Below are 14,179 nucleotides of genomic sequence, written 5' to 3'. Positions count from 1 at the left end.
AGAAATACATAAAATGATAGATTTATTTGCTGCTTTTTTATTCTTTTTTTTTCAGGAAAATAATTCTGAAAATCGCATTTTTACATTGCCAACAAATTTCACTGAAAAATAGGAAATAATTTTGATTATAATTAGAATACTGTACTCAAAAATAGTCTAAAATATTTTCTGATACATCTATATTCTATAGTTTTTAATTTTTATTTCCCTAATTCTTGATTCAATTGGTATTAAAAATGAACAGTAATGAAAATAGGAAAAATCAACTTTTTAATTTGTTGCTCAATGAGGTTCCCGATCAATTTACAGGGAAGTTAGAAGTAAAAGGTTCTCAGAAAAGTTGGATAATATTCTTTTGTGTTGGTCGTCTAGTTTGGGCTACTGGAGGTGAACATCCTAACCGCAGATTTCATAGAATTTGGCATCAATTTTGCCCGAATATTTCTCTGGCTAATATGAAGTTACGAGAACATAATGATCTTCATTCTTATTACTATCATCTTCTATCTATTTTATCTAGAAAAAAAGTATTAATTCAAAATCAAGTAAAAGCAGTTATAGTTGAGAACATCAAAGAAGTTGTATTTGATATTTTACAGCAGCAATCACAAGAGTTATTAGCTTATAATTTATCTCCAAAAGGATTGGAAAAATCCTTGATTTTAATGTCAGTAATCATTCCTCCTGAAGCTATAATTCCTACTCTTCATAAATCATTTTTAGCATGGCAGCAGTCTAATTTAACTGAATATTCTCCTAATTTAGTTCCTGAAATTATCAAACAAAAATTGTTACAACAAATAGCTAAACCTAACTCTTATCAAATAATCACTAAATTAGTCGATGGCCAAAGAACTCTTAGAGAAATAGCTATTTTGATGAATAAAGATGTGCGTCAATTAACTTTATTTTTAATGCCTTATGTGCGTAATGAATTAATTATTCTTAAGTCAGTTCCAGATAAACAACGTATTGAAGGAAGTCCAGGATTACAGCCCAATGTAAATAAAAAGAAAGCTCCAGCTAAAGTCCAAGAATTAATTATTTGTGTAGATGATAGTAAACAAATTTGTTATATGTTAGAGAAAATTCTGAAAAAGGCAGATTATAGATTTATCGGAATTCAAGATTCTATTAAAGCATTACCAATAATTATTGAAAATAAACCCGATCTAATTTTTTTAGACTTAATGATGCCAATTGCTAATGGTTATGAAATTTGCACTCAATTGCGACGAGTACCTATTTTTGAGAATATACCCATAATTATCATCACTGGAAACGATGGAGTGGTCGATAGAGTTCGTGCTAAAATGGTGGGAGCCACAGGGTATATAACCAAGCCTCTTCAACCGAAAAAAATATTGGCAGTAGTAAAGCGATATTTACAAAATTATCCTCCTAAATCACCAGAAAAATCAGATCAAACAAGCTTATAAGTTATTTGCAATTGTGTAGCTAGGTCAAAATTTAACGATCGTAATAGTATTAGTCTAAAACCGTCTTTGAAGCTAATCTCACTTGAGAATCAGTTTTTGGAAGCAACGAAGGAATAGAAGTTTCAGTTTAGCCAAAACTAATATTATTTTAATTCACTACTACATCTACAAAACTGTCAGTATTTTATTGTTATAAAGTTAAAAATATCTTAAATACCAGTATCAAAAATCATATTATGTATACTATATTTTATAAGAAAAAATATATACAAATTTTACTATTTTAGACAACTTATGTTATCCATTGCAAATATTAATAATCTGAGTTTAACCAATGGACTAATCACTATTAGTAGAAAGCAATTTACAGGTAGTTTGAATGTGTTAGCTAGCCCTATAGATAAGTGGAGTCTTTACTTTTTTAGAGGTCGTATAGTCTGGGGTTATAGCTGTGAACACTCTCGGCGACAATTACGACAACATATAATACGCTATCAAGTTAAAATTAATCCGATAAATTTAGACCCTTTCCAAATTAATAATAATCATAATTGCTGGATTTATCAATTATTGTGTAGTTTACTTCAGGAACAGCAAATTACTAGAGAACAGTTTGAAAAGATTGTTAAATCAATAGTTTTAGAAGTACTATTTGATATATTACAACAGGAAAATCAGAGACAAATAAGTTATAAAATTGAACCAAATATTACGACAAACATCCTGCGTTGGCCAAGAGTTTTAATTGACACGAAAATTATTCTTAAAAAAGCAGTAGAAAATTGGTGTAACTGGAGTAGCTCAGGGTTAAAAAATTTATCTCCTAATTTTGGGATTATTTTATATAAACCAGAGCAATTCCAAGAAAAAATATCACCCATTCTCTATACTAAATTAGGCAAATTAATCAACAGTCAATGTAGTTTAAGAGATATGGCGAGTCAGATAAAATCAGACCAGTTTCGTCTAGCAAAATTTTTCTTGCCTCATATTCAAAAAGGATTAATCAAGCTGACAAAACTACCAGATATTCCCATAATATTTCCCCAGTTCCAAAAAACAAATCTACAGTTATATAAACAAAGAGAATTTAGCCAAAAGAAAAAAAATAAAGCTTTAATTGCTTGTATAGATGATAGCCTAATAGTTTGTCATCAAATGAAACAAATTATGACTGCTAATAGTTTTGATTTTGTCGGAATTAACAGCTCAGTCAAAGCAATCATAACCTTGATAGAAAAAAAACCAGATCTGATTTTTCTAGACTTAATCATGCCCATAGCAAATGGTTATGAAATTTGTGCTCAGATTCGTCGTATTTCCGCATTAAAAGAAACACCAGTAATAATTTTAACAAGCAGTAATCGATTAATAGATAGAGTTCGAGCAACAATGGTAGGATGTTCAGATTATCTCGTTAAACCAATTAGAGAAAAACAAGTTCTAGAAATAGTTAATAAATATGTAACTTCTAGTTCTTGCTTACCTCAAACACCTATATCTGAAACCCTAGCTCTACAGTTTTCTTAATTGCAATATGAGAAGTCAGGAGTTAGGAGTCAGGAGTCAGGAGTCAGGAGTCAGGAGTCAGAAGTGGAGAGTAATATCAAATCCGGTAGCATCGGTGTAATTAGATTCATAGTGTGGGGACCTACCCCTAACCCCTCCCAGGAGGGGAGTGTGGGGAGTGTGGGAAGCGTGAGGAGGTAGGGAGACCCAGAGATGGGGAGATGAAGAGATGGGGAAATATTTGGTAATGGTTGAAGATGGAACATTTTTTACGTGCCGAATTAAACGGATTTGATATAAAAGAAAGTTTTTGTTCGTGTTTGCCTAAAATTCCGTAGGAAAGTGGAATGGAGTTCTATATTCATAATTCAGGAGTCAGAATTCAGGAGAGGAGAGTAATACCAGGGATGAAAAAAGAATGTTACAAATAATAATTAGGGGCTAATGGCCATTTGCTAACGCAAAGCTGCCGCTTTATATGTTGCGGAGCAAAACGCCCCTACAGGATTTTTTTTGTGACGATGTGGTTGATCAATTTGAAAAGCGCTGTATAGCAGTCGAAGGAAAGGTTAGGACAAATCAAAAGCTTAAAACTAAGACAACTTCAACAATTAATAATTAATAATTAATAATTAATAATTAATTATTACCTCTGCTTGAAAAGAAGAGGATTGACGCAGTAGGGAAAATTTTTTCTCTCCTTTAAAGGAGAGGCTTTAAACCTTAATTATTCGGTAAGATTATTCCTTCTTCCTTCTTTTTTCTGCTGTAAACTCAAAAATCATAAATTTAATCTATAATCTGATGCTACGAGAATTTATCGTATATGCTTGCCCAGTAGGTGAACTAAATAATCAACTAGAAGAATATTTCACCACTACTCGTGCAGAATGTAGTGAAAATGCTGCACATCAATATATGCCGCACTGTACCTTGACAGGTTTTTTTCACGACCAATTAACCGCAGTTCCAATTTATCTTCAAGCTTTAGATACTGCCTTAAACAATACTAGTCAAAATCGCCCAGCGCCACCTATAGTTGTTGTAGATATGGAGTTAAAAACAGACTTTCATTATCTCCAATTAAAATCAATTTGGCTAGAAAAATTGATTGCTAACTTTGCTCATCTAGCCAATTCAAAAACTCGTATTGATGAATTACGCCTCAAAAATAATTTACATCTCAGTTTAGCCTACAAATTTCCATCAGAACAACAACAAACACTAGCAAAAATAGCAAAAAAAATCATCAATTCCCAAGCAGAGGTATTATGGGAATTACGATTTTATGAACGCCATCCCAATAACTCTTGGACTTGTCATCAGTCTTGGAAACTCTAGTTAGGGTTTGCGCTCAAAAGTCTTTTAGTCGGAGTAGGAGACAGGAGACAGGAGACAGGAGACAGGAGAAATGGGAATGAGCGAGGAGGTAATTATTAATTATTAATAATTACCTCTAGAGTGAAAACGGAATGGGCTGAATAATTATGAAAAATTTTTCTTGTTTTTCCTTGCTCATGAGAGGATTTTTACCTTAACTATTCGGATTTGAATTGTCAATTTGGGATTTTTCTGCCCAACTATGAGCCTAAAATACTAACTTTTTAAGCGTTTTAGACGTGATACCAGGCATTTTTTTAGACTCCAAAAAGGCACTTGTCTTTATATGTCAATACTTTTAAATTTAATCAGCAAGCCATAGTTAAAAATGAACCAAAAAATTGTAAATATCTCTAACCTTTGGCAAAAAATCCCCGGACAAATTTACTTATTATTAGCAATCATTATTTTCGGTGCTTCTAACGCAATTACAAAACAATTAACAGAAATTGGTGCCGAAAAATTTCCTGGAGAAAATCCCATTTCATTTTGTAATGTTTTATTTGTAGGAAATATCTGTGCCCTATTAATTTTAATTATTATCTATAGAAAACAGCTAAATCTACGTTACTTTCAACAATTTTCAAGTCAAGATTGGGCAAGTATGTTAGCCGTTGCATTCCTAGCTGGCGCTCTATCTCCTGCTGCCTCATTTGAAGCACTTTCTCGCACAATGGTTAACAATGTAATATTAATTGGACGTATTGAACCTCCCTTAACTTTAGCACTAGCTATTTTTTTGCTAGGAGAAAAAGTTAATCGGTGGAAAATTACTGGAGCAATTATTTCATTTGCCGGAGTAATTTTAATTATAGTTTTGCAAAGTTTTGGGCAAAACTCAGTTGATTCTACAAATATGATATCTATCAATTCAGGAGAAATTTTAGCCGCAATTGGAGCGACCGCTACGGCAATTTCTAATACTATTAGCAAAGCACGTCTTCATCGAATTCCCGTAGGATTTTTTAATATTATTCGTAATGGTTTTGGAGGTATTATCTTCTTTATTGTCGCATTATATTTTTATGGAAGTAGTCATTTCATGGAACTATTTTCGCCTTTTTTATGGCAATGGATGTTAGTTTATAGTGCAGTTATTGTAGTAATAGGTCAAATTTTGTGGTTAAAAGGATTAAGTAAAACCAGTAGTTCTGATGCTTCTATTGCCAGTGCATTTAATCCCATTGCTGGAGTCATAGCAGCCTATTTAATATTAGGAGAAAAACCCATCGCTGCTCACTATATTGGGGGAGCTATTATTTTAGTTGGAATTATATTGAGTCAAGTCGCGAATAAAAACGAAACTACCATTAATCAACTTGCTGAAAAGGTTCATCCTCAGCAAAGAGAAACAGGTTTAGGATTTAAAGGTTTTTAACTATAGCAGGGAATAGGGAATAGGCATGGAGGGAACAGGGAAAAGTGGGAAAAGTATTTATCTGTCTTACGGTTCATTATTAATCTATGTCCTAATCAATTCGTTTCTTGCTATGTATTAGACATAGGCGTGAAAAAGATATAGACTTTTTGTAAAAGTAGGTATGGAAGAAATAGGTATGGAGAGAACAGGGAAGATATTTTTAGAAAAAAAACACGAAAAATGATTTTTTGAGTTATTACACTCTAGTTTATAGCAAATAAAGGGCAAGTTTATTTTCACCAAATGTCTATTCAGAGTTCAGGAGTCAGGAGAAAATAATAGTAGTCATAATTGGGTAAGTGATTGAGTATTGATGCTGAATATTTTCCGAATAATATGACTCTGGAGAAAGGTCAATCAAGATAATTTATTCAGAAATACCTGCCAATACAGGAATTTTTATACTACTTTTAACCTGATAAATTGACGTGCGGAATGTCGGAAGTAATATGAAATATAAAAAATAATGCTACGAATAATTTCCCTGCTAAAAAGACTTTACCTAGAAATGTCGATTTGACTAAACACAGAGTTTTACTTTAACTAAATAATAAATAATATTATAGATATATAGGCTATTCTTACTGACTCCTGACTCCTGACTCCTGACTCCTATTGTTTGGCGTTTGACTTTCAATTATAGACTTTTGACTTGATGACCAATGCTCCTCTGAATTTGATACCCTAACTAAAATGGTCTTGGGAATAGGTAAAAGTAGTGGATATATTTATTGGACGTGGAAAAACAGCTCGCAGAGCTTACGGAATCGATGAAATTGCCCTAGTTCCTGGGGAACGGACACTCGATCCAAGTTTAGCAGACACTAGATGGAGCATCGGCGGCATAGAAAGAGAAATTCCCATTATTGCTAGTGCAATGGATGGAGTAATTGATGTCAAAATGGCTGTTCTATTATCTGAGTTAGGAGCAATGGGAGTTCTCAACTTAGAAGGTATTCAAACTCGCTATCCTGACCCAGTGCCAATATTGGAAAAAATTAGCTCTGTGGGCAAAGATGAATTTGTGGGTTTAATGCAAGAACTTTATTCAGCTCCAATTCAACCAGAATTAATTTCTCAGAGAATTAAGGAAATAAAAAGCCAAGGTGGTATTGCAGCAGTAAGCTTAACACCTGCGGGAGCACTCAAATATGGAAAAGTAGTCGCTGATGCTGGTGCAGACTTATTTTTTGTCCAGGCAACAGTTGTTTCCACTGCATTTCTTTCACCTGAGTCAGTGGAAAACCTGGATTTGGTTAAGCTTTGTCAAGAAATGCCTATGCCTGTGGTTTTAGGTAACTGTGTTACTTATGAAGTGGCCTTAAATTTAATGAAAGTAGGGGCTGCAGGAGTGCTAGTAGGTATTGGCCCTGGTGCTGCCTGTACATCTCGTGGTGTTTTAGGTGTAGGAGTTCCCCAAGCTACTGCTGTAGCTGACTGTGCAGCAGCACGAAATGATTATTACCAAGAAACTGGCAATTATGTCCCAGTTATTGCCGACGGGGGCTTAATTACTGGTGGAGATATTTGTAAATGTATTGCTTGTGGCGCTGATGGGGTGATGATTGGTTCGCCTATAGCTAGGGCCGCGGAAGCACCAGGGCGTGACTATCATTGGGGTATGGCTACTCCTAGTCCCCTTTTGCCACGAGGTACTCGGATCAAGGTCGGTACAACTGGCACCATCAAGCAAATTCTGCGTGGTCCGGCATTATTGGACGATGGTACACATAATTTATTGGGCGCTCTCAAAACGAGTATGGGCACTTTGGGAGCTAAAGATTTGAAAGAAATGCAGCAAGTTGAGGTTGTTATTGCTCCTTCATTGTTGACTGAGGGTAAAGTTTATCAAAAAGCTCAACAATTAGGTATGGGCAAGTAGATTTACCGAAAAATTAGGTTTAAAGCCTCCCCCTAAAAGCTATCCCTTACCCATAAGTCTTGAAATACTTGTGGGGAGCAGGGGAGCAGGGAGCAGGGGAGAAAGGAGAAAAAATCATAGTAGCTAAGTAAAACTACTGAAGTTTTCAAAAAAATGTATATAAAAATACATTTTTCTCCCGAAAAAGCCGAGCCAAGACTTATTCATAACACATCTCAGAAGTCAAGCTTTATCTTAAGAAAGATGTGGGTAATGGATAGCCCTAAAAGGGGGACTTTGTATTATAGTTAGAAAAGAACTAAAGGTATTCAACTGCTCTAAAAACCTAGCTATATAATTGATCAACGCACCTTGAAAACTGCCGTCAGACTCTGCGTAGCTGTCAGGGGTAAGCGGTCGGAACCCGGTAAGGTTTCCTTGCTATGGGAACGCCGACCAATAGAGGAAATGCTGGCCAAGAAAAGAGTTATAGGATTTTGAACTGTACCGTAGGGAATAAGCCCAGAGGCTTTTGGAATAGAGCAAACCCTTGAGGAGAGAGCCATCTCTGAGCTAGATATCTTCTGGTAATTAGTTTAAGTGGACTCGTTGTTGGCCTAGCTTTGCGGAGCACAAACCAAGAATCCTGGTTTTAGGAGAATCTCCGTCGCTGACCGCTGGAGAGTATGTCAATGACTTAAGATATGTCAGTACCCTTGACAAAATTTGTGAAATAGTTTTGAAATTTACAAATTACCCTGGAATTATCTGAAAATAAATGTCACAATAGTAATAGCGGAGATGCATGTTTCCGTTCACTCCTCACACCACACTCCGCCCGAGCTTTTCTAGTTTGGGCGGTTCCTTATGGCCACTTAAGGCTTGATTCAGATCAAATTTTTTTGATAGTGATTAGGTTATCACAGATTCGGCGTAAGCTACTCAGTTAATTGCTTAATTGTTTATAAAATTTCTCGTGCAAATCAAGTACGGTACAAATAAATATAGTTACTTGTTTACTTAGTTAGTTATTTGCGACTTGATCAAGTTAAAGTTACGGATAGATATCTAGAGTTTTTGAGAATAGGGAAAAACTTAACTTGAAAAAAAGATTCTGCGCTTTGTATTTTAATTTTTCTATATACTACTTGACACAGAAGAAGATATAAAAGAAAGTATTAATAAAGCTAGTAATTTAAGATTGTATGGTGGACTTAACTAACTAAAGTGACATTGTACTTAGAGAAGACTTTAATTGAATGTTATATGATAGTTTGTTAACCTTGATACCAGTCTATACTATACTCTTTATATATACATTGGTAGAATCAAAACCTACCATATTTTTCAGGATTTTATCTTAAATTTTTCCCAAAACACTTAAACTAATAATAAATTTGGTGTTTTCTGGGAAAAGTAAACTTGCTAAAATCAAAAAATACCAAATTATAATAAAGGTGTTTTTAAACAGACGTAACTGGCAACTGATGAACTGTATAAAAAAAAATTTGAGTTGCATTAAGCCTAGTAAATAAATAGGCATACCTTTGCGGTCAGACAGACCGTGTCTTGGACTAGCAACCAAGTCTGAAATGCTTCTGAAGCCATCCTGGCTGATATACTTGGCAGAAATTCTAGGGTTTCTTTGGTACCAAGTTAAATCTAGTCTAGAGGCAATCTCCAAGAAGCAACAATCCTACGCCATACTATTTACGCCATACTATTCAAGATTCATATTTAAGGATTAGTAAAGAATGACAGCACCAACACCAGTCACCGATAGCAGTTTCAAGCAAGAAGTGCTTGAAAGTCAAGTTCCAGTTTTAGTAGATTTCTGGGCACCTTGGTGCGGGCCATGCCGGATGGTGGCTCCTGTAGTTGAAGAAATTGCAGGGCAATACGAAGGACAAATAAAAGTAGTTAAAGTAAATACGGACGAAAATCCTAATGTAGCAAGCCAGTATGGGATTCGCAGTATTCCTACCTTGATGATTTTTAAGGGAGGCCAAAGAGTTGATATGGTGGTTGGAGCCGTTCCTAAAACTACATTGGCTCAAACTTTAGAAAAGTACCTGGAGAATGATTGAGAATTTTTGAAACAGATATGTAGAAAGTTGCACAAAACTGTTTGTATCCATAAATGTTTAGAAATAATTAGGATATAACGTTGCGCGCAGGCAACAAGCCATAGGGGAAATAAAAAGCTGATAATACAAGATTTTAGCTATTGGCAGCTCCTGCAATTTGTAAGTATACCAGCGCGCACTTCTATAGACTGAATGTTTGATGAAGTATCTCTAGAACAACAGGGAAAACGATCTAAATTGAGATATATTTCTGCTTAAAAGCAGACAGTAGTTCTCAGTTATGTTCTTATTGAGAAAATAATCCTCTATTAGGTTTCTAGTGGACTAATCTCAATAATTAAACTGTTTTCTTTCTACAGTCCTAGTTATCAAGCAAGTAAGGTAGAATCAACCTATTTTATGACTTAGCCGAGATTCTCAGTGGTCTCGGAAATTTTTTATTTGTATTTATAAATAGAAAGCCCTAATTTAATACTAAGGCTTTAGTACCTTGTATACCAAAAGGAAGAAATAAGAAGGAAGAAGCAAGAAGGAAAAATCTGGCGTTGTCTAAGTTTTAAGCTTTTGATCTGTATGTGTCCTTTCCTTCGACTGCTATATATTAGGGAACAGGCAATAGTGGAAAAAAATTGGACAGTATTCGATTCTTCATCACTCTATGTCCTAGTAGTTGTACCAATTATCATGTATGAATTTTACCTAAATGGAGCAAGAAGGCCCACACCATAACCCTAGTTTGGTGTTGGGATGAATTGCGACCAACAAAAAAAATCATGCAGATCGCCAAAAGTTCTGCTATATAATGGTAAAGTTAAAGCATGNAAGAGTTACGGGCAGCAGAAGACCCAGAGTTTGAAACATTTTATACCAAAAACATTTTGTTGAACGAGGGTATCCGAGCATGGATGGCACCTCAAGATCAACCACATCAAAACTTTATATTCCCTGAGGAGGTTCTACCACGTGGTAACGCTCTCTAATTCTTCCATGATGGGAGGTCGCGATATCGAGTCCACCGGTTTTGCTTGGTGGTCTGGAAACGCCCGTCTGATCAATCTATCCGGTAAACTACTAGGCGCTCACGTTGCTCACGCAGGTCTAATAGTATTCTGGGCAGGAGCAATGACTTTATTTGAAGTTGGTCACTTTGTCCCAGAAAAGCCAATGTACGAACAAGGCTTAATCCTAATGCCTCACGTTGCTACTTTAGGCTGGGGTATCGGTCCTGGTGGCGAGGTAACTGACATATTTCCATACTTTGTCGTAGGTGTTTTGCACCTAATTTCATCTGCTGTTCTTGGTTTAGGCGGTATTTATCATGCCGTTCGTGGTCCAGAAACTCTCGAAGAATATTCTTCTTTCTTCGGATATGACTGGAAAGATAAGAACCAGATGACTAATATCATCGGTTACCACTTAATCCTATTAGGTTGTGGTGCGCTGTTGTTGGTATTTAAGGCCATGTTCTTTGGTGGTGTCTATGATACTTGGGCACCAGGTGGTGGAGATGTCAGGGTAATCACTAACCCTACTCTCGATCCTGCTGTTATTTTTGGTTATCTAGCTAAAGCTCCTTTTGGTGGTGAAGGTTGGATCATCGGTGTTAACAACATGGAAGATATCATCGGCGGTCATATCTGGATCGGTCTGATTTGTATCTTCGGTGGTGTTTGGCATATTCTAACTAAGCCTTTCGGTTGGGCACGTCGTGCTTTCATCTGGTCTGGAGAGGCTTATCTTTCCTACAGTTTGGGCGCTCTATCCTTAATGGGTTTGATTGCTGCGTGTTTCGTATGGTTTAACAACACAGCTTATCCTAGCGAATTCTACGGCCCAACTAACGCTGAAGCTTCTCAAGCTCAGTCTTTTGTATTCTTAGTCCGTGACCAAAAGTTAGGTGCTAACATTGGTTCTGCTCAAGGTCCAACTGGTCTTGGTAAGTACCTAATGCGTTCTCCTACTGGTGAAATCATCTTCGGTGGTGAAACAATGCGTTTTTGGGACTTCCGTGGTCCTTGGTTAGAGCCTCTTCGTGGTCCTAACGGTCTCGACTTAAATAAGTTAAAGAACGATATTCAGCCTTGGCAAGTACGTCGTGCTGCTGAGTACATGACTCATGCTCCTAACGGTTCCATCAACTCCGTAGGTGGCATTATCACTGATATTAACGGGTTTAACTATGTTAACCCTCGTGCTTGGTTAGCTGCAGCTCACTTCATTCTTGGCTTTTTCTTCTTAATTGGTCACTTATGGCACGCAGGACGCGCTCGTGCTGCTGAAGGTGGTTTTGAGAAGGGTCTCGACCGTGAAACAGAGCCAGTACTATCTATGCCTAACCTAGACTAATATCTAGTTACTGTAGGTTACTGATAGCTAAATTTATTTAAGAACCTCGCCAAATATCTGGTGAGGTTCTTATTTTTTTATAGAACCCATTTAGGATCTTGGCACGCGGTACGGGTTTTTATAGCAGGCAACAGGCAACAGGCAACAGGCAACAGGCAAAAGTGGGAAAAATTTCCCTGTCTAAGGTTTATTACCAGTCTATTTCCGAACCAACCCATTTTTTCCTATAGCAAAGGAGTCAGAAGATCAAGCAATAGAATAGGGGAAAAAGGTGGAAATTTGCCCCCAGATTCACTATCTGCCGACATTCCCCACCCTCTTTATCTAATTACACTGATGCTACCGGATTTGATATGACTTCAGTCTTTCAATATGGCATTAAATTCACCCGCTTCAAACCTTTTTCTGAGTTCCTGACGCTGAATTTTGCCGATCACTGTTTTCGGATACGAGGATAGTGGGACTGTTTTCTGAGATATTTACCGACCCTCCATAGGCGATCGCTGGTTTAAAGGAGCGGTCTATGGAACTTGTTTGAGCTAAATATTCTTTTTGGTGATTAAACATTTTTTTTGATTGAGGAAATGTTCGCAAAAATGTATCTCTCTCAAATTTAAGTTGGTGTTCAATAATTAATAATTAATAATCACCTCTCCTTGAAAAGAAGAGGATTGACTAAAAGGATAATTTTTTTTCTTCTCTTGGTCGATTGGATATGGCAAGATTTCCTCGCCACCCCACCCTACGGGAAGCTCCGCTAACGACCGCTTTTTTCTCCTTTAAAGGGGAGGCTTTAAATCTTAATTATTCAGTAAGGAGCAATATTCAATAATTGATAATTGATAATTACCTCTCCCTAAAAGGAAGACGATTGAATAAAAGGAAAAAATTTCTTCTCTTGGTCGATTGGATATGGTAAGGTTTCCTCGCCATCCCTCGACCGCTTTTTTCTCCTTGAAAGGGGAGGCTTTAAACCTGAATTATTTAATTATTTAATTATTAATTCTTCGGTAAATCTATTGCCTATTAGACATCTCCAAACATCCAAAATCAAATCAATTTTTATCCATAAATTATCAATTATTTCTCCCTGTTCCCAGCTCCGGTGTTCCCTCTTTTCTGGAGATGTCTATTGCCTATTAAGTATTAACAGTGTTAGCAGTCTTAGAAAGATCCGTAAAACAACCTCGACGCATATTCTGGATCGTCAGAAGAGAAATAACCACTTCTAATTTTAGCATATTCATCTCGTGATCTCGAACCATTCTTGTTTAGATCCATATTTTCAAACCCACGTTTAATACTTTCCTCATTGGTTTCTCCCAACGCTTTTAACAATATATCATATTCTTTAAAACTAATTGTGCCACTTCCATCTATATCCAAGCAATCAAACATCACTTTGTTGACTTCTTGATTTTTTTCTATTTGACTGGGTTGCATTTTTTCTCGAACTTCCAAAAATTCAATTAGAGAAACTTTTCCATCTCCATCTGTATCAGCAGGACTCAAATAATGATCCCAAACTTTAGCATAGGTATCAAGAATTTCCTGATATTTGCTATCTTCCTTTTTGAGACCAAAAGACTCAGCTATTCTTTTGGCAATTAGCTGCAAGTCTTCCTTTTCTAGCAGTCCATTTTTCGATTGGTCATACTGATAAAATGCCAAGGCAAGTTTGCGTTGCACAAATGGCGATAACATAATTTTTCTCCTGTTGTATTTTCTCAGCTATTTTTTGAGTTAGAAATTAGCATATTTGAAGCAAAATTTCAATTAAATGGTGCTAGGTTTGAATTGATAGTAAGTAAGCATTCAGCTATTAGCAATCAGCTCTCAGCAATAAAAATGAATGAACCAGGTATTTGCTTAACTTCTACTACATTTTTGAACAAAGAATTGAAGCACAAGAACAACGAGCTTAAATTCCCCACTAAAGGCAATAAAGCTGATAGCTGACCGCTGACCGCTGACCGCTAAATGCTTACGATAGTAAAAATCGAAAAGTGGAGATTTATTGACAAAATCGGGAAGTAGAAATATGGGAAAATCCTAATTGTTAATCTGGGAAAAATGTATTGCCGGGATTTATTTTAGATTTGACAGAAGTTTGGGATTAGGTAATGGGAAGTTATCA

General features: G+C 36.1%; 10 protein-coding genes and 1 pseudogene. 9 read left to right on the top strand and 2 right to left on the bottom strand.

From position 1 onward, the window contains the following. Nucleotides 1–236: 236 nt before the first annotated feature. From F6K06_RS06525 to psbC, 9 genes and pseudogenes are all read left to right on the top strand, one after another. The gene (locus F6K06_RS06525; RefSeq protein ID WP_287238647.1) at nucleotides 237–1,439 is read left to right on the top strand and encodes a response regulator; all 1,203 of its coding nucleotides are present in this window, start codon (nucleotides 237–239) and stop codon (nucleotides 1,437–1,439) included. Nucleotides 1,440–1,733: 294 nt separating this feature from the next. Then, on the top strand, nucleotides 1,734–2,969 hold the full coding sequence (locus F6K06_RS06520) for a response regulator (RefSeq protein WP_124146696.1): 1,236 nt from the start codon (nucleotides 1,734–1,736) through the stop codon (nucleotides 2,967–2,969). After that, on the top strand, nucleotides 2,970–3,149 hold the full coding sequence (locus F6K06_RS06515; RefSeq protein ID WP_124146697.1) for a hypothetical protein: 180 nt from the start codon (nucleotides 2,970–2,972) through the stop codon (nucleotides 3,147–3,149). 603 nt (nucleotides 3,150–3,752) lie between these two features. Continuing rightward, nucleotides 3,753–4,289, top strand: coding sequence for a hypothetical protein (locus F6K06_RS06510; protein ID WP_124146698.1), 537 nt, complete (start codon nucleotides 3,753–3,755; stop codon nucleotides 4,287–4,289). Nucleotides 4,290–4,656: 367 nt separating this feature from the next. Beyond that, a complete protein-coding gene (locus F6K06_RS06505; RefSeq protein ID WP_287238643.1) occupies nucleotides 4,657–5,706 on the top strand; it encodes a DMT family transporter in 1,050 nt (349 codons plus the stop codon). Between the two features lie 760 nt (nucleotides 5,707–6,466). Beyond that, the gene (locus tag F6K06_RS06500; RefSeq protein WP_287238641.1) at nucleotides 6,467–7,630 is read left to right on the top strand and encodes a GuaB3 family IMP dehydrogenase-related protein; all 1,164 of its coding nucleotides are present in this window, start codon (nucleotides 6,467–6,469) and stop codon (nucleotides 7,628–7,630) included. A 1,733-nt stretch (nucleotides 7,631–9,363) separates the two neighbouring features. Next, on the top strand, nucleotides 9,364–9,696 hold the full coding sequence (trxA, locus tag F6K06_RS06495) for a thioredoxin (protein ID WP_124146701.1): 333 nt from the start codon (nucleotides 9,364–9,366) through the stop codon (nucleotides 9,694–9,696). An 824-nt stretch (nucleotides 9,697–10,520) separates the two neighbouring features. Next, nucleotides 10,521–10,676: pseudogene (locus F6K06_RS06490) on the top strand (photosystem II protein D2); the annotation flags it as partial. Then, nucleotides 10,660–12,042 carry a photosystem II reaction center protein CP43 gene (gene psbC / locus F6K06_RS06485; RefSeq protein ID WP_124145108.1) on the top strand — a complete coding sequence of 461 codons (1,383 nt, stop codon included), beginning with the start codon at nucleotides 10,660–10,662 and terminating at the stop codon, nucleotides 12,040–12,042. The pseudogene F6K06_RS06490 and the gene psbC, both read left to right, overlap by 17 nt. Nucleotides 12,043–12,435: 393 nt before the next feature. Here the strand turns inward: psbC and F6K06_RS06480 are convergent, their stop codons facing one another. Together F6K06_RS06480 and F6K06_RS06475 are read right to left on the bottom strand one after the other, a co-directional pair. Continuing rightward, entirely contained in the window at nucleotides 12,436–12,609 is a 174-nt protein-coding gene (locus F6K06_RS06480) for a hypothetical protein (RefSeq protein ID WP_161564537.1), read from the bottom strand. A gap of 597 nt (nucleotides 12,610–13,206) precedes the next feature. Next, nucleotides 13,207–13,746, bottom strand: coding sequence for an EF-hand domain-containing protein (locus F6K06_RS06475; protein WP_124145107.1), 540 nt, complete (start codon nucleotides 13,744–13,746; stop codon nucleotides 13,207–13,209). Nucleotides 13,747–14,179 lie beyond the last annotated feature (433 nt).

Source organism: Okeania sp. SIO1H4 (assembly GCF_010672695.1).
In the GTDB taxonomy this organism is placed as follows: domain Bacteria; phylum Cyanobacteriota; class Cyanobacteriia; order Cyanobacteriales; family Microcoleaceae; genus Okeania; species Okeania hirsuta.
The sequence above is the reverse complement of the archived record's forward strand: the minus strand, read 5'-3'. Positions and strand labels throughout refer to the sequence as shown.

What these genes read in the sequence shown, in the direction of transcription:
- F6K06_RS06505 (WP_287238643.1), top strand. Translation starts at nt 4,657, where the DNA reads ATGAACCAAAAAATTGTAAATATCTCTAACCTTTGGCAAAAAATCCCC.
- F6K06_RS06525 (WP_287238647.1), top strand. Translation starts at nt 237, where the DNA reads ATGAACAGTAATGAAAATAGGAAAAATCAACTTTTTAATTTGTTGCTC.
- F6K06_RS06480 (WP_161564537.1), bottom strand. Translation starts at nt 12,609, where the DNA reads ATGTTTAATCACCAAAAAGAATATTTAGCTCAAACAAGTTCCATAGAC.
- F6K06_RS06475 (WP_124145107.1), bottom strand. Translation starts at nt 13,746, where the DNA reads ATGTTATCGCCATTTGTGCAACGCAAACTTGCCTTGGCATTTTATCAG.
- F6K06_RS06520 (WP_124146696.1), top strand. Translation starts at nt 1,734, where the DNA reads ATGTTATCCATTGCAAATATTAATAATCTGAGTTTAACCAATGGACTA.
- F6K06_RS06510 (WP_124146698.1), top strand. Translation starts at nt 3,753, where the DNA reads ATGCTACGAGAATTTATCGTATATGCTTGCCCAGTAGGTGAACTAAAT.
- trxA (WP_124146701.1), top strand. Translation starts at nt 9,364, where the DNA reads ATGACAGCACCAACACCAGTCACCGATAGCAGTTTCAAGCAAGAAGTG.